The sequence below is a fragment of the Vibrio sp. MEBiC08052 genome, assembly GCF_001506075.1.
Taxonomy (GTDB): Bacteria; Pseudomonadota; Gammaproteobacteria; order Enterobacterales; family Vibrionaceae; genus Vibrio.
This window is the reverse complement of record NZ_KQ947476.1, coordinates 285,217-304,118: the sequence shown is the minus strand read 5'-3', so window position 1 is coordinate 304,118 and position 18,902 is coordinate 285,217. Positions and strand designations below refer to the sequence as shown.

Genomic DNA, 18,902 nt, shown 5'->3' with positions numbered 1-18,902 from the left:
TGAGATGTAAATATGGAAATTTTTTCCGTCGCGACCATGATGTTTTTGATTATGGATCCGCTTGGTAACCTCCCTATCGTGCTGGCGATATTAAAACACCTCGATCCGAAACGACGACGTATCGTATTAATCCGGGAATTGTGTTTTGCGCTGCTCATTTTGATGATTTTTCTGTTTGCCGGCAAAAACATTCTCGGTTTCCTGAAAGTAGCGCCCGAGACTTTAAGCATATCCGGCGGTGTGATTCTGTTTATCATTGCGATTAAGATGATATTTCCCAGTGCCGGTTCAATTACCGGGCTCGCTGCCGGTGAAGAACCCTTTATCGTACCGATGGCTGTTCCGATGATTGCCGGTCCGTCTTTGATCGCATCGTTACTGGTTTTTTCTTCACAGTCACCAAATGAGTTACCTGAATTGGCATTGGCTGTTTTTCTGGCATGGACCGGCACATCTGTTATTTTGATGTTCTATGACTTTTTTCACCGGATTTTAGGCGAAAGAGGTTTGAAGGCCGCCGAACGTTTGATGGGGCTACTTTTAGTGATGGTCTCAACGCAGATGTTTTTGGATGGTATCAAAAGTTATGTGGCGGGCTAAGTCTGTTTAAGACCCGCCATTGGAGCCCCGTTTTACGGGGCTTTCTGATATAAGCGATAGCAAACTTGTCCGGCAACTTTTTCCCGGTAGAGTTGCCAGGAGGCAGGAATGGCTGTGACCGGCCATTCTTTTTCACTCTCGATATAAATCATCGCCTGTTCGTGTAACCATTGGTTGTTCTCCAGTAACCGGAGCGTTTCCTCTAACAACCCTTGTCGGAATGGTGGGTCGATAAATACGATATCGTAAGGCCTTTCTGGTGGCGTCTGGGCGAGATAAAGCAGCGTATCGCTCTGAATGATTCGGAGCTGCGTTGCAGACAGAGAATGCTGATTTCTCTTGAGTTGCTGAAATGTGGCTGGGTTTTTCTCGATCAGGGTCACGTGTTCAGCCTGACGCGATGCAGCCTCGAAGCCCAGACTCCCTGAGCCGGCAAACAGATCGAGACAACGGGCTTGAGGGATATCGGTTGCCAGCCAGTTAAACAGGGTTTCCTTGACTCTGTCGGTGGTGGGTCTGAGACCTTCCGCATCATGAACCGGCAGTTTGCGGCCTTTCCACAATCCACTAATAATCCGAATGAAGCCTGATTTGTCTTTTTTTTGTGACTGGTTTGGCTGACGATGTTTTCCCATGATTTTTTGACCGAAAATAAAGTGTTAGTATAGCCGTCCGGCCTGTTTTTGTTGCAGACGGGTGAAGGTACGAATTGAAGCATGATGAAGTTTAACAGCCTGAGATTAGATTTTTCACGGCTTTGTCATTTTTCTTTTCTTGAGCATATAAATATTCTGAGAAAAGTATGATACCAATGACGTCATCAGTAGAACTGGTATTATAACGTTTTGAACCGATGAATAAATCTAGGACATTTCCAGATGACAGAAAAAAAGAAGCGTGGCCTGCTGTCATGGCTTGGTTTTGGTGATGATGAGACTCCCAATGGAAAAAATGATCCGACTGAAATATCGACCGCAAGCGATGTGAGTGAGGATGTCCCTGAAGCAGGCGAGTCTCTGGCAGACGTCTCTACAGCGGAAAACGCGGAAAATGAAGTGGTCGAACTTCCTGAGAGTCAAATCGAGGTGGAAGCTGAACACACCAAGGAAGCGAGTGAAGCCAGTCACGTAGATCCTGTCCCGGAAGCATCTCAACCGGTGATAGTTACCGAACAGGAAAAACCGACCGAAGGCTTTTTTGCACGGTTAAAAAGAAGCCTGAGCCGGACCAAAGCAAACATCGGTGCCGGATTTTTTGGTTTATTCAAGGGGAAAAAGATCGATGAGGATCTTTTCGAAGAACTGGAAGAGCAGTTGTTAGTTGCCGATGTCGGCATGGATACCACGCTCAAGATCATTAAAAACCTGACGGAAAAAGCGAATCGCCAACAGTTAAAAGATGGTGAAGCATTATATGGTTTGCTGAAAGAAGAAATGGGAGAGATTCTCTCTCATGTCGAGCAGCCTTTAGTCATCGGTGAGCAGAAAAAACCTTACGTAATTCTGATGGTCGGTGTGAATGGAGTCGGGAAAACCACCACAATCGGTAAGATGGCGAAGCAATATCAGATGCAGGGTAAAAAGGTCATGCTGGCTGCTGGTGATACGTTCCGGGCCGCAGCCGTTGAGCAACTGCAAATCTGGGGAGAGCGAAATCAAGTACCAGTAATTGCCCAGCATACCGGTGCCGATAGCGCCTCTGTGATTTACGATACCATTGAAGCTGCCAAAGCGCGGGGTGTCGATGTCGTAATTGCTGATACGGCCGGACGATTACAAAATAAAGGTAACTTGATGGAAGAGTTGCGCAAAATTGTACGCGTGATGAAGAAGCTTGATGATTCGGCACCTCATGAAATCATGCTGACCTTAGATGCCGGCACCGGCCAGAATGCGATCAGCCAAGCCAAACTGTTCAGTGAGGTTGCACCCGTTACGGGGATTACCCTGACAAAACTCGATGGAACCGCCAAAGGCGGGGTGATTTTTGCGATTGCTGATCAGTTTAAGATACCGATTCGCTATATTGGTGTCGGAGAAGGTATTAATGATTTACGTCCTTTCCAAACTGAAGAGTTTATCGAAGCGTTGTTCAGTCGGGATGAGTAGCCGCAGTGAGATAAATCGTTCAGACGGTGACTGCGAAACTGACTGTAGCAAAGGCAGTATTTAGGCGGAATAAACATGGATTATGCTTGAGGAAGGGGATAGCGAGTGATCAGATTTCAGCAAGTGAGTAAAGCCTATCGAGGAGGACGACAAGCCTTACAAAAAGTCGAATTCCACCTCCGTCGTGGGGAAATGGCATTTGTTGGTGGGCATTCAGGTGCCGGGAAAAGTACATTACTGAAATTGATTTGTGCTATCGAACGGCCGACTGACGGGCGGATTCATTTTAACGGCCACGATATCACACGCATTCCGAATCAGGATATTCCGTTTTTACGTCGTAACATCGGCATTGTATTTCAAGAGCATCGGTTGCTAATGGATCGTAGTGTTTTCGATAACGTGGCACTGCCGATGCGCATTGAATCTATCTCTGAAAATGAGATCAAAAGACGAGTCTCGGCGGCTTTGGATAAAACAGGGCTACTGGATAAAATGCGTTGCCTGCCGAGTCAGCTTTCCGGTGGAGAACAGCAACGTGTCGGAATAGCAAGAGCGGTGGTGAATCGGCCGACATTGCTACTGGCTGATGAACCAACCGGTAATCTCGATCCTGATTTATCCAACCGGATTCTTCGCTTGTTTGAGGAATTCAACCGTGCAGGTGTGACAATACTCCTTGCCACGCATGATATTAATCTGGTCAATTCCCGTCCGATGTATCGTCATCTCGAGTTAAATCAGGGTTTCTTAAGCGAGGTTGAAGATTATGGCAACTAAGCCGAAAAACAAACGCGCCTCCAATTCAAAGAAAAAACGAGAACAACAAAAGCGCCCCCCCCGCGATCACTTTCTGGCAATTCATTACAAGCAAGCGAAGATGTCTTTTCTGGCCCTTTGGCAGCAGAGACCCATGGGGAACTTACTGACATTGGCAGTTATCTCGATGGCCTTAACGATGCCAGCCTGCCTGTATCTGCTGAGTAAAAACGTTGCTTCGGTTGCCAGCCATGTTGCCACCCCTTCGCAAATCAGCGTTTATCTTGACGAAGGCACGCCGGAAGCCCGGGTCATGGTACTGAAAGACGAAATAGAAGTGCGTCCGTCGGTGCAGAAAGTGGAATACATTTCTCCGCAGCAAGGATTGGCCGAGATGAGCCAACATGCAGGATTTGAACAAGCGATTAGTCTGCTGGATGATTATGCATTACCCGGGGTGATCGTGATTACGCCTGCGGTGACCAATCAATCCGAAGTGAAGCAATTAGCCGAGAGTCTTCAGCATGAGCAGAATGTCACGGATGTACGCCTTGACGAAGATTGGCTGACACGTTTGAATGCGATCAAACATCTGGCGACAATGGTTGTCGTGAGTTTGTCATTACTGATGTTTGCCGCTGTTTTCTTGATTGTCGGCAATACGTTACGTTTTAATGTCTTAGCCAACAAAGAAGAAATTCAAACCATGAAACTTATCGGGGCGACAGATGTGTTTATTCTGCGCCCTTATCTGTACTCCGGCATGTGGTTTGGTTTTCTCGGTTCAGTCAGTGCATGGTTATTTACGGCTTTTCTGACTATATTGTTCAATGGTGCCGTGAGTCAGCTGGCCGCTCTCTATGATAGTCAGTTCCGTCTTTTAGGATTAGGTTGGGATGAATCTTTGCTACTCCTGATGGCCGGTACATTACTCAGTTGTATCGCGGCCAAGTTATCTGCACAGCGACATTTGAAAGAAATTGAACCTGTGTAGAAAAGATATGTCTTATCTCCTGAGATTCGTCGCGAGTAACAGTATGGTCTTGACTTCCGATAGAAAATTGTTTATCTGTATCTGTTGGGCTTAACTCGTAAGCAACAAGATGATAGAGTCCCATAATAAAATAATAGGTTGAGTACACTCTTAATCAGAAATTGATGAGGAATTGAATGACAAACCATACGTATCCAATGGCAGTTGTGACACAAGATAGCCTGGACAGCTATATCCGATCTGTGAATAGTTATCCGATGCTGAGCGCAGCAGAAGAACATGAGCTTGCGGAACGACTACATTACAAAGGTGAAATTGAAGCCGCGAAAGGTTTGATTCTGTCGCATCTTCGTTTCGTCGTTCATATTGCTCGCGGTTATTCCGGTTATGGATTGCCGATGGCAGATCTGGTTCAGGAAGGCAATATCGGCTTGATGAAAGCAGTCAAGCGCTTTAATCCTGAAGTTGGTGTTCGTCTGGTCTCTTTTGCCGTGCACTGGATTAAGGCTGAAATCCATGAATATGTTCTGCGTAACTGGCGCATCGTCAAAATTGCAACGACGAAAGCGCAACGCAAACTGTTCTTTAATTTAAGAAAGTCGAAAAAGCGCCTAGGTTGGTTTAACCATAGTGAAGTTGAAACTGTGGCGAAAGAGTTGGGTGTTGAACCGTCGGAAGTTCGGGAAATGGAATCTCGTTTGGCTGCTCAGGATGCAACCTTCGATATGACCGCTGATGATGACGAAGGTAATGCAGCTTCAGCACCGGTACTTTATCTCGAAGATAAAAATTCGGATATTGCTGAAAATCTGGAAAGCACCAACTGGGAACAACATACCAATCATCGTCTGTCGTTAGCGATATCGAGCTTGGATGAGCGTAGCCAGCATATTGTCCGGTCTCGTTGGTTGGATGAGCCCAAAGCGACGTTACAAGATTTAGCCGATAATTATGGTGTATCTGCTGAACGTATTCGTCAGCTGGAAAAAAATGCCATGAAAAAGCTGAAGGAGGCTGTCGGAGAAATGTAGAAAGACATTTTTCTCAGCCAAATCAAATTTAGAAACCGGGATCCCAGCGATCCCGGTTTTTATTTTTGATCCAAACCAGTGCGGTGATGCCTACATCTGCTTGTGGATAAGTCTGTGTTTAAATGATTTACTTTCAGTGTATGAGTCGTCATTAGCAAGCGCTGAACAGATTGTTCAGCTTGGGGATATCAAAAGATTTACACACAATAAAATAAAGATCATCACTACATATTGTGGATCATTTTAAGTCTGACTACTTTATCAACACAATTCACAGCTTTATCCACTGATGGCGCAAAAACAATCAATCGTGGATAACCCTTGTGATTCGATTGTACTGATAGGACCTTGAATAGGTTACAATGGTGTCCACGGATAGAAGTGTTCACCGATAGAGTGCGGGAGTGATAAATCATGGAGCAATTTCAACATATTGATGTTCAGAGGGCTCTGAACATGATGCAAGAGCAGGGGGCAACGTTAGTCGATATTCGCGATCCTCAGTCATTTGCTGTCGCTCATGCTGAATCTGCGTTTCACCTGACCAACGATACGATCAGTCAGTTTATGACCGATGTTGATTATGATCACCCGGTGCTGGTGATGTGTTATCACGGGGTTAGTAGTCAGGGTGCAGCACAATATCTGATTAATCAGGGATTTGAAGCGGTATACAGTATTGATGGTGGTTTTGAAGCGTGGCATCGGGCGAATTTACCGATTTCATCGTTATGATAATATCAGTGCTCTCTACGACCATGTGAGCATATGACGTTGTGAATCATCTAATGTTCCCACTATTCGACGAAGAAGAGACAGAGATATGATGCGTCTGATTACGATCGATAATCCTCGTTTGGGGCAGGCATTCATTGACTATATGGCTTTAAAGCATATAGAGATTATGATGATGCCGGAAGCAGAAGCAACATTCTGTTTATGGTTAATCAAAGATGAAAACTTGCATGAAGCAGAAACCGAACTGAAGCAGTTTTTAGCACATCCTGAAGATCCGAAATATCGTGCGGCATCCTGGGAGACTGACGGCAGACAAAAAACCTCATTTCGATACAGCTCTCCGAGTGTTTTACAACTGTTTTACGCCAAAGCCGGTTACATGACATTGGGGGTGATGCTGCTGTGTATTGCTGTTTTCGTACTTCAGATGTTTGGATTACAACAAACGATGTTCAATCTGCTCCATTTCCCCACCTCTCAGAGTCAAGCTTGGGAAATCTGGCGTTGGGTCACGCCGGCTTTTCTGCATTTTTCTGTACTCCATATCATATTTAACCTGTTGTGGTGGTGGTATCTGGGGGGCGATCTCGAAAAACGTCTGGGTGCCTTGAAACTGATTAATTTATTGGTGTTATCCTCAGCCGGTTCAGGGATTGTACAGTATTGGAGTGATGGTCCGGGGTTTGGCGGATTATCCGGTGTGGTTTATGCGCTGGTCGGTTTTATTTGGATATTCGGCTGGAAGCGGCCTGAACTGGGATTATCAATACAGAAACCGTTACTCGGTTTTATGCTGATCTGGTTAGTAATTGCTTTTGTGCAACCGTTTATGCCAATTGCCAATAGTGCTCACGTTGCCGGATTACTGATCGGCATGGGACTCGGACTGTATGAATCTAAGCGTGCCCCGGCAAACGTGTAGGAAAATCTTGTTCCGGACAGGCCGTCTCTTGTCAGTAGACGGCCTCTTTTCAAGCACCCCGTGCAGTTGTCAAAAGGCGTTTACTGATAAATATACTTAGTGAATAGCAAATCAGCGACGATGGGACGCCCCGTCTCCGGCAGTAGTAAGTCATTGATTCTCTTAACCAATGTTTTTCTCAAATCTTCTCTTCCCGCAAGGGAGCGAATCGTATCAGCGGTCTGTTTCCCCATCAGCTCGACCACCGTATCGCGAATCAGTGGCTGATTCTTTTCGATGAGAGGCAGATCCGAATTATTGGCGACCATAATCTCGATACGGACTTGAATGTATCCAAGCTCTTTCCCTTTGGTAAAGAAATTGGTGGTTAAATCAGGCTCCAACGTAAAATAGGCAAGTTTAGGTGCGCCTGAATCTTCAGCTGCGTTGCTAAGAGAGACAGAAAGCATGCCTGTCATGAGAATGATGAGGGCTAAATAACGTTTCAGCATAATAATGTTATAATCTGACAAAGGTTGATGATATTCGAATCGCTCTAGTCTTGTTACAATAGTTTACCCATTGATAACAAAGTTGACAGCCTTCGACATTCGCTTCAAAACAATATCCTAATCAGGATATTATGCAATCACAAAGGCATTCACATAAAATAGTAGTATGCATCAATCAGTTTCGCCTTATCTATCGCTATTAAACCAGATAATCTGGCAAAAATGCGAAAATTTTTATTTTCCGACGCCAAAGATTAGACAATGGTTACAAGAACAGGGATCGCTTTCCCAGTTGATGAAAAACTATTGTCAGGTGCTATCCGTTGAGGTGCTCCGGCATGACTGGGAAGCGATGACATGGCTCTCGACGCAAGAACAAGACTTATTGTGTTCGTCTCAACGATGTCTGGTTCGTCAAGTGCTACTGTCGGGTGACGAAACACCATGGGTCATTGGTCACACGCTGATTCCGCAACTGGACAATAGTGACTTGTCGAATCCTATCTTTCAATTGGGAGCGAGTTCACTTGGGGATTTTGTCTTTCAGTCTGAGGATGTTCAGCGAGATGAGCTGCAGGTCGCAAAAGTAGACACCGAAGATGGCGTATTGTGGGCGCGTCGCTCAAGGCTATGGATGGCGCATCAACCTATGCTGGTCACCGAACTATTTTTACCGGACGCCCCCGTGTATGTGAAGGAGAACAAAGAATGACTGTATCAAAGGCAAAAGCATACTGGCAATTGATGCGAATGGATCGTCCCATTGGTTCTTTGCTGTTGTTATGGCCGACGTTATGGGCATTGATTCTTGCAGCCGAAGGTATTCCGGATTTGAATGTTCTGCTGGTCTTTGCGCTTGGGGTTGTCTTAATGCGTTCTGCCGGCTGTGTGATTAATGATTTTGCCGATCGTCATGTTGACGGGCATGTGCAGAGAACTCACATGCGTCCTTTACCGGCCGGTCTAGTGACTGAGAAAGAGGCGGTCGGCTTATTTCTTATTCTGTCGTTGTTCTCGTTTGCGTTGGTGCTGACGATGAATAAACTCACTATCCAGCTCTCTTTTGCGGCGATTGTATTGGCGTTTGTTTATCCTTTCATGAAACGTTACACACATTTACCTCAAGTCTTTCTGGCACTGGCTTTCAGCTGGGCGATTCCGATGGCCTGGGCGGCACAGTCCAATAGCTTACCGGGAGTGGTCTGGTTTATTTTTCTGATTAACTCGGTCTGGACGGTTGCTTATGATACGCAGTATGCGATGGCAGATCGGGAAGATGATTTAAAGATCGGCGTGAAGTCAACCGCCATTCTGTTTGGCCGCTTTGATAAGCTGATTATTGGTATTCTTCAACTGATCACGTTACTGATGCTGATTGGCGTCGGTGTGATGTATCAGTTGAGTGCAGCATTTTATTGGAGTGTGCTGATCGTGAGCGGATTATTTGTTTATCAACAGCATTTAATTCGACATCGGCAGCGAACTCTGTGTCTACACGCTTTCTTGAACAACAATTATGTCGGTATGGTGATTGCCGCAGGTTTGTTGGTTTCCATGTCGTCCAATTGAGCCGTGAATGAATCGCGATAAAAGAAACGGCATCATTTGATGCCGTTTCTTTTTGCCCGGATAAATCAAAACGAAACTGTTTTACTCAATCAGGTAGATACTTTCTCTGATCGTTAGGCGGATTTCAGGATAGAGCAACGTGAACATCAGTTCAGACAGTTGCTGACACTTTTCCGCACAGAGTTGTTGATCATGATTGAGATAACCTTGTTGTTTCAGCGTGGTCATTAAGGCCGTAAATACGCCTTTATCAAAAAACTCCGGCGCATTAATCCCATGGAGGCGTCCCAGACGGCGGGCGATTTCCTGACTATTTTTTTCGAGTTCGCTTTTACCCATATCCGGTGTCGAGACCAGTAAATTTAACGTAATCGCATAACGCTGTAGAGTTTCGGAAATCGTTCTGCCGAGTAAGATGAGCACTTGTGTTCTGGCCGGATTAATTGATACCGTTTCATCTTCACATTGGATTAATTCCTGACGCTGCAATTCGCGCAGGTAAGCATCAATATGTTCATTGAGTGCTTCCGGTTGATAACTCAGAAACAGTTCTTGCTGGATGAACGGATAGATGAGCGTCACATAATTGCGCAGCGTATCGAGCGACAGAGATTGGTGACTCACCAATATCTGAGCAATCAGTGACGGCAACGCCAACAGATGAATAATGTTGTTGCGATAGTAAGTCATGAGAATTGATTGGTGGCGATCCAGTGAGATAATTTCACCGATACTATCGGATTCGATCAAAAACTTATCGAGAGATGTCGCATGACGAACCAATGACGCTGCACTATCGGTCGGGACGGTCATTGTTTCCGAGTAAGGGACATTGCGCAGCAGATCAAGATAACAGTCGATCTGTTTGATCAAGTTTTCGCGGGCAAGCGCACGCTGACGAGAAGCGAGCAGTGCGGTCGCACATAATGTCATGGCATTCGCTGCTGCGGCATCATTGATGCGGGTCATCATCTTGGTTGCCAGCTGATTGACAAGCGGTGTGATCCATTGAGGACGACTGTTGCCGACTCGATCAATATCTTTGGTCCAGTCGGGCACTTCCTCATTCAAAAACTGATTGAGCAGGATAGGCTCGCCAAAGTTGACATAACCTTGGCCGAAGTTCTTCAGTTTACGAATGGTTCTGATCACCAGACCGGCATTTTCTTTCTCTTTCTGCTTGCCGCGCAGTTCTTTGGCATAGGTTGAGACTTCCATGACATGTTCATAGCCAATGTACACCGGCACCAGCGTGACGGGTCGGTTGAGACCTCGCAACATGGCTTGAATCGTCATGGCCAGCATCCCGGTTTTAGCAGGGAGCAAACGTCCTGTGCGTGAGCGTCCCCCTTCGCTGAAATACTCAACGGAGTAGCCTTTCGCGAACAAGTCCGCCAGATATTCGCGGAAAATGGTCGAATAGAGCTTGTTGCCTTTAAAACTGCGGCGGATAAAGAATGCTCCGCCGCGGCGGAACAAAGGACCTGCCGGGAAAAAGTTCAGATTCAGACCCGCAGCAATATGAGGGGGAACCATCCCTTCGTGATACAGCACATAGGACAATAACAGGTAGTCCATATGACTTCGGTGGCAGGGAACATAGACGATTTCATGTCCGTCCTGAGCCAGACGACGCACACGCGCCGCATTATGCACATTAATTCCCTGATAAATCCGGTTCCAGAGCCATTTCAGCAAGCGATCACTTTTGCGCACGAGAGAGTAGGAGAAGTTCGCTGCGATCTCGTCCAATATTTTCAGGGCTTCTTTCTGTGCTTTTTTCTGCGAAATATTTTTGGTTTTCACTTCGTCATTGATGGCATGACGAATGGCTTGTGAGTGCATCAGACGTTGCAGCAAGACTTCACGCTCCGGCAGTTGTGGCCCGGAGGCGGCCAGTTTCTGGCGTGAAAAATGAATCCGGGCAACCCGCGCAACTTTATGGGCAATGGCTGCATCCGTGCCGTGGCTATCTGCCATATAGCGCAAAGAAACAACGGGACTGAAACGGACTAAGCAATCTCTGCCGGACAGCAATACTGCCTTGGCCTTTTGTGGCCCGTTCATCGGTTCCAGATAAGCTTTACTCTGATTTTCCTTGCCGGGTTTTCTGCCCCAAAGCACCGAAGTTGGCAGTAACTGAATATCCAGCTCAGGGTTGGCCTGATGTAACGCGAGCAACTCAGTAAATTGCGTCACGGAGCCTTTAGGCACATCTTCATCACTGCGGATCAACGTCGGCCGAGACGCAATAAAAATATAACGCGTGAGTTTTTTACCATCGATTTCCAAAGGTTGGAATGGGTCCGGAAGTCCTAGTTTCTCTGTCTGCTGTTTCAAAGTCAGCAGATCAACGGTCGATTGAAACGGCAGTGCATAGACAATGGGTTTCTCCAGATCAATATGATGATCAGCAATCGGATCGGCCGGGACAACCGTACTTTTGGTCAAAACAGAGACAGGGATAGTTAATAGTGAACGTGATACTGATTGTCGGACTGACATAAAAGCTCGGACTCTCAAGAATGAATAACAAAAGAGGGACAGGATTGTCACGATATCGAGTATGTGAACCCAGTCGCCGGAATGTTGTCTAGGATAACAGAAACAGGGGCAACCTTTTACTATTGACGACTATTTTTGTGTACTACTACAGTTCTCGGTCATCGTCGTGATAGGATTCTCCCTGCTTGACCGGATGTACCTATTCACCCTAATAATCGGAAAAATCTATGCAACAAAAACCAGCTCAAGGTCTGACACGTATATTGAACGCTGCGAAATACTCCTATCAGGGCATTCGTGCCGCGATCATTGGTGAAGCGGCCTTTCGGGAAGAGTTGATCATGTGTCTTGTCCTGTTACCTGTCGCCTTGTTCTCGGATGTGACCCAAATTGAGCGCTTACTACTCATTGGTTCATTACTGATGGTCCTGATCGTTGAGCTCTTGAATAGTGCGATTGAAGCTGTCGTCGATCGCATCGGGCTTGAGCACCACCAATTGGCGGGACAGGCGAAGGATATGGGGTCTGCAGCCGTGTTGCTCTCGATTCTCATGTCGCTCTATATATGGGTAGATGTTTTTGTATTCTAAGAGTTTCAAAGATTGGGTTTGAAAGATTCACTTTCCATTTATCAGAATACTGGATATACTCACAGTTAACTGTATAAAAAGACAGGTGAATTATGAAGCCTTTAACACCACGCCAACAACAGGTCTTTGATTTGATCAAAAGCCGGATTGAAGATAACGGAATGCCACCGACTCGCGCTGAAATTGCCAAAGAGTTGGGGTTCCGTTCTGCCAATGCGGCTGAAGAACATTTGAAAGCACTTGCGCGTAAACAAGTGATTGAAATTGTTCCGGGCGCCTCTCGTGGAATACGTATTCTGCTCGCTTCAGCAAATGAGCCGGTCGAAGAAGGTTTGCCGCTGATCGGCCGCGTTGCGGCGGGAGAGCCGATTTTGGCGCAGGAACATGTCGAAGCACACTATCAGGTCGATCCGGCCATGTTCAGACCTCAAGCTGATTTTCTGCTGCGCGTCTACGGTGAGAGTATGAAAAATATCGGCATCATGGATGGCGATTTGCTGGCCGTGCATAAAACGCAGGATGTCAGAAATGGTCAGGTTGTGGTCGCTCGTGTCGAAGATGATGTCACGGTGAAACGACTTGAACGCCAAGGGACCAAAGTGTTGTTACATGCCGAAAATGAAGCGTTTACGCCGATAGAAGTCGATCTTACTTCTCAGGAATTAACCATTGAAGGGGTCGCCGTCGGGATTATCCGTAATACCGATTGGATGTAACCGACGGATGGTGAAACATCTGACTGTGTAAGTTATTGAGAATCTCTCTCAATAACTTGCTAATGGAATTGATATTCATTATCATCTAAGTTAACTTGAGAGGATAATGACAATGTCATATTACTGCCGGAAGCATAGAGAACACTACCAGATTCCCGCACATCTCGTTGAGCCGCTGTGGTTCAGGAGCCGGGAAAGCTTAGCAGACAACGGCTTAATCTATGATCCGATTGCCGCACAAGCCTGTTTATCCTGTCAGGTAGCTCTCGATTGCTGGGATGGTAACCTTGATCAAAAGCAGTTGTTACATGTCACGCTGACCCAAATCTGTGATCAACAGGTTCGGGAATTTCTTTCTACATATCCGGATGCTTGGGTGATTAACGTCGGTGCCGGTTTGGATACGCGGTTTTATCGCGTTGATAATGGCCTTTGTCGTTGGCTGGAAGTCGATGTGTCTGAGCATTTGATCTGGCGACAGCGATTATTCCATCCCAGCGAACGTTATCAGCATATCAATGGCAGTGTCACCTCGCTGTCATGGCTGAAAAATATCCATATTTCAGAGTCTGCACCGATCCTTATTCTGTGTGAACATGCATTACTTGAAACGCAGTCAGAACATGTCGCCGCGTTTATCAGAACGCTCGGGCTGACTTTTCCTCATGCTCATGCCTGTTTGCTGCTTGCCGGCGATAAAACTGGCACCCGTTTAGGGCAGCGGATGGGATGCGGTACTTACCAACATGGTTTCGCCGCCCCGAAAAATGCGGTATTAAACTGCTTACCGTGGGTTAAAGAAGTTCACAGTTTTTCACCGTTAAACTATCCCTGTCGGCGTTGGAAAATCTGGCAGCGCTTAGTTTGTCGCCTGACGAGCTGCCAATTCCGCTACACGCCTGTAGTGGTTCACTGTTATTGGTAATATGGTGATGTTCGTCTTTTGTCCGGGCTGTGTACACCGTACCAAGCCCGAAACAAAAGCATCGAAGTGCGACTGAAGCATTGCGTCATCAGAGGCTGGCGATTAAAACAGGCGATTCAACCCATTCAACGCTGCAACCCGATAAGCTTCCGCCATGGTCGGATAGTTAAAGGTCGTATTGACGAAATATTCAATGGTATTGGCTGCGCCTTTCTGTTCCATGATCGCCTGACCGATGTGAATAATTTCCGCTGCCCGTTCACCAAAGCAGTGAATCCCGAGAATCTCCTTGGTTTCCCGGTGGAACAGAATCTTCAGACTCCCCACATCAGTCCCTGCGATTTGCGCGCGCGCCAGATGTTTAAACGAAGAGCGGCCGACCTCATAAGGGATTTTGGCATTGGTCAGCTCCTGCTCGGTTTTGCCGACAGAGCTGATTTCAGGAATGGTATATATCCCGGTCGGAATATCTTCAATGAGCTGACTGTTACTCGCACCGAATGCAATGATTTGTGCGACAAACCGGCCTTGGTCATAAGCGGCGCTGGCGAGGCTAGGGTAGCCAATCACATCACCGACGGCATAAATATGTTCAACCTCGGTCTGGTAACTGCGGTTGACTGCCAACTGGCCGCGCGAATCGGCTGCTAATCCGAGCACTTCGAGATTTAACCGATCGGTGTTACCCGTTCTGCCGTTGGCATAGAGCAGGCAGTCGGCTTTCATTTTCTTACCGGATTTCAGGTGAACAATCACCCCATCCTGACAGCCTTCAACGTGCTGATAAGTTTCATCATTGCGAATTACCACGCCGTTATTCCAGAAATGGTAGGACAGCGCATCGGAGACTTCATTATCAAGAAAAGACAGCAGACGATCACGGGTATTGATTAGATCGGTTTTCACCCCAAGTCCCCGGAAGATCGACGCATATTCACAGCCGATCACCCCGGCACCATAGATCAGAATATGGCGCGGATCATGTTCTAAGTTGAGAATCGAGTCGCTATCGTAGATGCGCGGATGACTGAAATCGACATCATGCGGTTGATAAGGGCGCGACCCCGTGGCGATGACAAACTTATCTGCGGTATAACGCTCTTTGCTGCCATCATGCTGAAGCACTTCGATGGTGTGACTATCGATAAATTGGGCAACACCAAACAGTAAGGTACATTTGTTGCGATCATAAAACCCTTGGCGTAACCGAGTCTGCTTATCAATCACAGATTTTGCGTGCAACAGAATATTGGGGAATGTGGCGTGAAGGCTGGTGTTGTTATGGCAAAACAGCGGGTTGCTGTTAAATTCGATGATACGGCTGACGGCATGTCTTAAGGCTTTTGATGGAATCGTCCCCCAATGGGTACATCCGCCACCGACACTTTGCTCTTTTTCAACGATGGCGACATTCAGCCCTGCTTTGGTCAGCCCCATCGCGGCACCTTCACCGCCGGGACCACTGCCGATGACAATCGCATCGAAATGATGAGTCTCTGACATATGACTTCCTGATGAATATTCGTTGGTTTTTTTGTGAGCATATTGTAACGGATTATTTGCCGGTGTCTCTGTTCTGCCAAGCGATCAGTGATAATGATCGCTGATACAGTCATGAAATCAGTTTGAATAGACAATTTTGCGCGGGATGAGATATTGTTTTATCGATAAAACAATAATTCGCGTTATAGTAGAGCGTTTTTAGCTGTGATTTAGGAATTGTACGCCATGGGAATCCGTGCTCAACAGAAAGAAAAAACCCGTCGCTCATTAATTGATGCAGCCTTTCGCCAATTGAGCGCACAACAGAGTTTTTCCAGTTTGAGCCTGAGAGAAGTCGCCAGAGAAGCCGGTATTGCCCCGACTTCATTTTATCGTCATTTCGATGATATGAATGAGTTAGGGCTGACCATGGTTGATGAAGGCGGATTATTGCTGCGACAACTGATGCGTCAGGCACGCCAGCGTATTGCGACCAAAGGCAGCGTGATTCGCACCTCGGTTGAGACGTTCATGGAATTTATCGAAAACAGTCCCAATGTATTTCGGCTATTATTGAGAGAACGCTCAGGAACCTCCTACGAATTTCGGGCTGCGGTCGCAAGAGAGATTCAGCATTTTGCTGCCGAGCTGACTGAATACCTTGTCCTCAACGGGTTGGCGCGAGAAATCGCAGCTCCTCAGGCTGAAGCTTCCGTGACCTTGGTATTCAGCTCCGGTGCTGAAGCGATGGATCTGGATAAGAACGAACGGGATGAACTGGCAGAACGATTAATTATTCAGTTAAGAATGATTGCCAAAGGTGCAGCAAGTTATCGGATTGCACGTAAACATCAGCAGAGAGATGGAGTTGATTAATGTCGGATAAAAATACTTCAGAACGCAAGAACCTGATTCTTGCTTTTATTGTCGGCGTCTGTGGCGATGCCATTTTGTCTTCAATGACGATGAGTGAGGTCTCTTTTTCTATTTTTCCCTGGATAGCCTTAATTCTGGCGGTTCAGGCACTTTATCAGGAATATCTGCGTCAGCCCGTTTCAGAAGATTTTCCGCTAGTCGGGTTAGCCTGTTTTTTTGTCGGTGCTTTCGGCCACTCCGCCTTTGTTAAAGCGCAGTACCCCGAAGCCGGGTCGAACTTTCTCGCGATCGTCGTGGTACTCCTGCTGATGATCTGGATTGCCCGCAAAATGGGGTATTGGGGGAAGCATTAACCTCCTGTGCTGATGCGGGTTGTCCGTGCGACAAGCCGCAGCGTGCAAACACAACTCAATTGTTTGCTCAACAAGCGCTACACTGCATAGTAAAAGCCGGTCAGTGAACTGACCGGCTTTGTTGTTGGTGAAACGACCTTTTTCATCATTCTATCGTTGGCGTGTGTGCCGGAGATTGTGAGTCTGCTGCGAGAGTTGCGTTCCTCTTATTCTTCAATCACCGAAACTTTGCGCCATGCATAATCTTTAAAGTCACTTCTTTTGAAATCATAACGTTGAATAAATTTTTCAATCAACTGATCTTGTTGCTCAGTGGTCAGGTGGGTGCTCTTCGATGAGATAAAAAATAACCGCTCCTTGCCGGCAAAATTTTCTGAGGTCAGCATGTACGCCTCTTGGTTCATCTTACCGCCATTGAGCAGCGCTTGGCTCAGAATAAAACTGCGACTGAAATGACTTTTATCCAGTTGGTATTGTTTGAGATCTTCTTGCGTCAGGTTGGGGTTTCTTGCTAAGAACTCTGCACGCTCCGCTTCAGTGACCGGTTGAATTTTAGTGATCCACAGTGAGGAATCTTTCTGATGCTTGTCACCGGGGTAATAAATGGACTGATTAATGTAATAATCCATCGTTTCAATATAGATACCAACCCGGTAGCCTTGTGTGTTCTCGTGGCTCAAAAAGAGAGAGATGGGATTCATACCATTTTGAACATAGTCCCTGTCAGCGTTGCGAAAACTGGGGTGCTCCAGATAGTCCTGAATCTCACTGACATAGCTGGAGAAACCGTACTGATTCGGGATCATATAGCCATTCAGTGGCATTTTGGCATTGGTATAGACGTAAAATGACCCTAAATCTTTTTCTCTTTGTTCGAGTGTTGCTTCGGCTTGCTTTAAGAGGTTGTATGCTTCCTGTCGTTTTTGATGATGCATATTGTTCATGGTTTGCATGGCATTCTGAATGGCCAGCTCATCCTGTTGGCGCTTCCAGGAGATCGCCTGTATCGCTGCAATAAAACCGAGGAACAGACATACAGCAACAATGAATTCAAGCTGACGCTTTTTATCAACAGCGGCCGCCATCTGTTCAGGAGTGAGGAAACGAATATCATAACCGAGAAGTTCATCGTCATTGGGCAGTCTGACTTGGCCGACATCTTCAAATGGCACATAAATAACCCGTCCATTTTTTAATGTCACGATCGCGTAAGCATCAACGGTCTCGACAAGGCCATGATTTTCGATACACACATACGAGATCTCCCATCCGGGAAATTTAGCATGCGAGTAAAGCACTGCATGTTTATCAATGAGTTTAATGGCTCTCTGGACGTTGGTGTAAAAGAACATACGTGATGGCTTCCGTTGACTTGATAAGACGATTTAAATATGAGCTATCAATACGCACGTGGTGTGAATACCGATTTAACGCAGGCTGACGATATTAACAGGCTCACTTGACTAGGAGAGGGCGATTATAATGAAATCCCTGCATTGTTCTTGATAGATTGATATATAAAAGAACACACTGTGAAATTACTCGCAAAATAATGTCGAACTAAGTATTAGAAAAGTATGAGATTTCACCAACTCTCTCGCGCTTTGCCGCGCTGCCACTCGTCAACAAATCAGATACTGCTTAAGCTCCATCTGCACCGCTAAAAAACGGTGTCGGGATTCGAACCCTGTTGCAAACCACAGATACACAAGTGACTCATATTGTATTGATGAGCCGTTGTGTGTAGCCTTTACTCACTCCGATTATGGTGAGCTGGGTTGGGCTGACTCAGTCAGGCTGCAACCTGTGGTGCGGTAGTTCGAACCCTCCCAGTTCACCACCTCTGAGATTCGAACCTCTGGTGGTGATTTTTGAAACGCTACAGGAGGCCATGATGCCAAATTCAACCACTCATCTTGATTTACACCTGACCGCTCGCGGTTATCTGATTGATTTCCTTGCCACCAGCACCGCACCTTCCGTTGACCAAAATGAATTGCGTGAAATTCTGCTATTTCTCAATAATCTGATTACGTTTGATGAGCTGAATTTGATTAAAGAAGACGTCGAAGGGATTTAATGGAGAAAGGGGATCAGATTGCTGATCCCTCTTTTTCTATATTCATGATGCTTTGGCAAAAATATCAATTTCCCGGCCGGTTTCCGACATCTTGCTCTGTTTGGCCTCAATTTGTGTGATCGCCTCTGCGTAGGCGTCATCAGACATATCCCGCCAGTAGCGC

20 protein-coding genes are annotated in these 18,902 nt (G+C 46.4%); 15 read left to right on the top strand and 5 right to left on the bottom strand.

The features are described 5' to 3' along the window. The first annotated feature begins 12 nt into the window (after nucleotides 1-12). Nucleotides 13-600 (top strand): YhgN family NAAT transporter, encoded by a 588-nt coding sequence (locus VRK_RS18800; protein WP_059123035.1) that lies wholly within the window; start codon nucleotides 13-15, stop codon nucleotides 598-600. 32 nt (nucleotides 601-632) lie between these two features. Here the strand turns inward: VRK_RS18800 and rsmD are convergent, their stop codons facing one another. Further along, the gene (gene rsmD / locus VRK_RS18795) at nucleotides 633-1,235 is read right to left on the bottom strand and encodes a 16S rRNA (guanine(966)-N(2))-methyltransferase RsmD (protein WP_059123034.1); all 603 of its coding nucleotides are present in this window, start codon (nucleotides 1,233-1,235) and stop codon (nucleotides 633-635) included. Between the two features lie 243 nt (nucleotides 1,236-1,478). Between rsmD and ftsY the strand changes: the two genes are divergently transcribed. The 6 genes from ftsY to glpG all read left to right on the top strand — a co-directional run bounded on the left by ftsY (nucleotide 1,479) and on the right by glpG (nucleotide 7,152). Beyond that, complete coding sequence (ftsY, locus tag VRK_RS18790) at nucleotides 1,479-2,708, top strand: signal recognition particle-docking protein FtsY (protein WP_059123033.1); 1,230 nt, start codon at nucleotides 1,479-1,481, stop codon at nucleotides 2,706-2,708. 105 nt (nucleotides 2,709-2,813) lie between these two features. Then, on the top strand, nucleotides 2,814-3,488 hold the full coding sequence (ftsE, locus tag VRK_RS18785; RefSeq protein WP_059123032.1) for a cell division ATP-binding protein FtsE: 675 nt from the start codon (nucleotides 2,814-2,816) through the stop codon (nucleotides 3,486-3,488). Further along, nucleotides 3,478-4,461 carry a permease-like cell division protein FtsX gene (gene ftsX, locus VRK_RS18780; RefSeq protein WP_059123031.1) on the top strand — a complete coding sequence of 328 codons (984 nt, stop codon included), beginning with the start codon at nucleotides 3,478-3,480 and terminating at the stop codon, nucleotides 4,459-4,461. The genes ftsE and ftsX overlap by 11 nt, the downstream gene beginning before the upstream one ends. A 176-nt stretch (nucleotides 4,462-4,637) precedes the next feature. Further along, the gene (rpoH, locus tag VRK_RS18775) at nucleotides 4,638-5,492 is read left to right on the top strand and encodes an RNA polymerase sigma factor RpoH (protein ID WP_059123030.1); all 855 of its coding nucleotides are present in this window, start codon (nucleotides 4,638-4,640) and stop codon (nucleotides 5,490-5,492) included. 414 nt (nucleotides 5,493-5,906) lie between these two features. Further along, nucleotides 5,907-6,227: a thiosulfate sulfurtransferase GlpE gene (gene glpE / locus VRK_RS18770; RefSeq protein WP_059123029.1), complete on the top strand. Its 321-nt coding sequence runs from the start codon at nucleotides 5,907-5,909 to the stop codon at nucleotides 6,225-6,227. 88 nt (nucleotides 6,228-6,315) lie between these two features. Next, nucleotides 6,316-7,152 (top strand): rhomboid family intramembrane serine protease GlpG, encoded by an 837-nt coding sequence (glpG, locus tag VRK_RS18765; RefSeq protein ID WP_059123028.1) that lies wholly within the window; start codon nucleotides 6,316-6,318, stop codon nucleotides 7,150-7,152. Nucleotides 7,153-7,232: 80 nt separating this feature from the next. Here glpG and VRK_RS18760 read toward each other — a convergent pair whose 3' ends face one another. After that, entirely contained in the window at nucleotides 7,233-7,643 is a 411-nt protein-coding gene (locus VRK_RS18760; RefSeq protein WP_059123027.1) for a flagellar basal body-associated protein FliL, read from the bottom strand. A 166-nt stretch (nucleotides 7,644-7,809) separates the two neighbouring features. Here VRK_RS18760 and VRK_RS18755 point away from each other — a divergent pair, with 166 nt between their 5' ends. Together VRK_RS18755 and ubiA are read left to right on the top strand one after the other, a co-directional pair. Beyond that, on the top strand, nucleotides 7,810-8,355 hold the full coding sequence (locus VRK_RS18755; RefSeq protein ID WP_059123026.1) for a chorismate lyase: 546 nt from the start codon (nucleotides 7,810-7,812) through the stop codon (nucleotides 8,353-8,355). Next, a complete protein-coding gene (gene ubiA / locus VRK_RS18750; protein WP_059123025.1) occupies nucleotides 8,352-9,212 on the top strand; it encodes a 4-hydroxybenzoate octaprenyltransferase in 861 nt (286 codons plus the stop codon). Before VRK_RS18755 ends, ubiA begins: the two co-directional genes overlap by 4 nt. 81 nt (nucleotides 9,213-9,293) lie before the next feature. On the opposite strand, the gene plsB is transcribed toward ubiA, so the two are convergent. After that, nucleotides 9,294-11,717: a glycerol-3-phosphate 1-O-acyltransferase PlsB gene (gene plsB / locus VRK_RS18745; protein WP_059123024.1), complete on the bottom strand. Its 2,424-nt coding sequence runs from the start codon at nucleotides 11,715-11,717 to the stop codon at nucleotides 9,294-9,296. 227 nt (nucleotides 11,718-11,944) lie between these two features. Between plsB and VRK_RS18740 the strand changes: the two genes are divergently transcribed. The 3 genes from VRK_RS18740 to VRK_RS18730 all read left to right on the top strand — a co-directional run bounded on the left by VRK_RS18740 (nucleotide 11,945) and on the right by VRK_RS18730 (nucleotide 13,948). Then, a complete protein-coding gene (locus VRK_RS18740) occupies nucleotides 11,945-12,307 on the top strand; it encodes a diacylglycerol kinase (RefSeq protein WP_059123023.1) in 363 nt (120 codons plus the stop codon). A 92-nt stretch (nucleotides 12,308-12,399) separates the two neighbouring features. Beyond that, entirely contained in the window at nucleotides 12,400-13,023 is a 624-nt protein-coding gene (gene lexA, locus VRK_RS18735) for a transcriptional repressor LexA (protein ID WP_059123022.1), read from the top strand. A gap of 106 nt (nucleotides 13,024-13,129) precedes the next feature. Beyond that, nucleotides 13,130-13,948 carry a class I SAM-dependent methyltransferase gene (locus VRK_RS18730; RefSeq protein ID WP_059123021.1) on the top strand — a complete coding sequence of 273 codons (819 nt, stop codon included), beginning with the start codon at nucleotides 13,130-13,132 and terminating at the stop codon, nucleotides 13,946-13,948. A gap of 102 nt (nucleotides 13,949-14,050) precedes the next feature. On the opposite strand, the gene sthA is transcribed toward VRK_RS18730, so the two are convergent. Further along, nucleotides 14,051-15,451 carry a Si-specific NAD(P)(+) transhydrogenase gene (gene sthA / locus VRK_RS18725; protein ID WP_059123020.1) on the bottom strand — a complete coding sequence of 467 codons (1,401 nt, stop codon included), beginning with the start codon at nucleotides 15,449-15,451 and terminating at the stop codon, nucleotides 14,051-14,053. 225 nt (nucleotides 15,452-15,676) lie between these two features. Between sthA and fabR the strand changes: the two genes are divergently transcribed. Together fabR and VRK_RS18715 are read left to right on the top strand one after the other, a co-directional pair. After that, the gene (fabR, locus tag VRK_RS18720) at nucleotides 15,677-16,306 is read left to right on the top strand and encodes an HTH-type transcriptional repressor FabR (RefSeq protein ID WP_059123019.1); all 630 of its coding nucleotides are present in this window, start codon (nucleotides 15,677-15,679) and stop codon (nucleotides 16,304-16,306) included. Next, on the top strand, nucleotides 16,306-16,659 hold the full coding sequence (locus VRK_RS18715; protein WP_059123018.1) for a YijD family membrane protein: 354 nt from the start codon (nucleotides 16,306-16,308) through the stop codon (nucleotides 16,657-16,659). Before fabR ends, VRK_RS18715 begins: the two co-directional genes overlap by 1 nt. 206 nt (nucleotides 16,660-16,865) lie before the next feature. On the opposite strand, the gene VRK_RS18710 is transcribed toward VRK_RS18715, so the two are convergent. After that, a complete protein-coding gene (locus VRK_RS18710; protein ID WP_157372031.1) occupies nucleotides 16,866-17,912 on the bottom strand; it encodes a hypothetical protein in 1,047 nt (348 codons plus the stop codon). 638 nt (nucleotides 17,913-18,550) lie between these two features. Between VRK_RS18710 and VRK_RS21160 the strand changes: the two genes are divergently transcribed. Beyond that, on the top strand, nucleotides 18,551-18,739 hold the full coding sequence (locus VRK_RS21160) for a hypothetical protein (protein WP_157372029.1): 189 nt from the start codon (nucleotides 18,551-18,553) through the stop codon (nucleotides 18,737-18,739). Nucleotides 18,740-18,902 lie beyond the last annotated feature (163 nt).

Bases quoted from the DNA above. Each gene is read 5' to 3' on its own strand.
- VRK_RS18730 (WP_059123021.1), top strand. From the start codon at position 13,130: ATGACAATGTCATATTACTGCCGGAAGCATAGAGAACACTACCAGATT.
- rsmD (WP_059123034.1), bottom strand. From the start codon at position 1,235: ATGGGAAAACATCGTCAGCCAAACCAGTCACAAAAAAAAGACAAATCA.
- ftsY (WP_059123033.1), top strand. From the start codon at position 1,479: ATGACAGAAAAAAAGAAGCGTGGCCTGCTGTCATGGCTTGGTTTTGGT.
- VRK_RS18740 (WP_059123023.1), top strand. From the start codon at position 11,945: ATGCAACAAAAACCAGCTCAAGGTCTGACACGTATATTGAACGCTGCG.
- rpoH (WP_059123030.1), top strand. From the start codon at position 4,638: ATGACAAACCATACGTATCCAATGGCAGTTGTGACACAAGATAGCCTG.
- VRK_RS18760 (WP_059123027.1), bottom strand. From the start codon at position 7,643: ATGCTGAAACGTTATTTAGCCCTCATCATTCTCATGACAGGCATGCTT.
- VRK_RS18715 (WP_059123018.1), top strand. From the start codon at position 16,306: ATGTCGGATAAAAATACTTCAGAACGCAAGAACCTGATTCTTGCTTTT.
- glpE (WP_059123029.1), top strand. From the start codon at position 5,907: ATGGAGCAATTTCAACATATTGATGTTCAGAGGGCTCTGAACATGATG.
- VRK_RS21160 (WP_157372029.1), top strand. From the start codon at position 18,551: ATGATGCCAAATTCAACCACTCATCTTGATTTACACCTGACCGCTCGC.
- VRK_RS18755 (WP_059123026.1), top strand. From the start codon at position 7,810: ATGCATCAATCAGTTTCGCCTTATCTATCGCTATTAAACCAGATAATC.
- sthA (WP_059123020.1), bottom strand. From the start codon at position 15,451: ATGTCAGAGACTCATCATTTCGATGCGATTGTCATCGGCAGTGGTCCC.
- lexA (WP_059123022.1), top strand. From the start codon at position 12,400: ATGAAGCCTTTAACACCACGCCAACAACAGGTCTTTGATTTGATCAAA.
- plsB (WP_059123024.1), bottom strand. From the start codon at position 11,717: ATGTCAGTCCGACAATCAGTATCACGTTCACTATTAACTATCCCTGTC.
- fabR (WP_059123019.1), top strand. From the start codon at position 15,677: ATGGGAATCCGTGCTCAACAGAAAGAAAAAACCCGTCGCTCATTAATT.
- ftsX (WP_059123031.1), top strand. From the start codon at position 3,478: ATGGCAACTAAGCCGAAAAACAAACGCGCCTCCAATTCAAAGAAAAAA.
- glpG (WP_059123028.1), top strand. From the start codon at position 6,316: ATGATGCGTCTGATTACGATCGATAATCCTCGTTTGGGGCAGGCATTC.
- ubiA (WP_059123025.1), top strand. From the start codon at position 8,352: ATGACTGTATCAAAGGCAAAAGCATACTGGCAATTGATGCGAATGGAT.
- VRK_RS18800 (WP_059123035.1), top strand. From the start codon at position 13: ATGGAAATTTTTTCCGTCGCGACCATGATGTTTTTGATTATGGATCCG.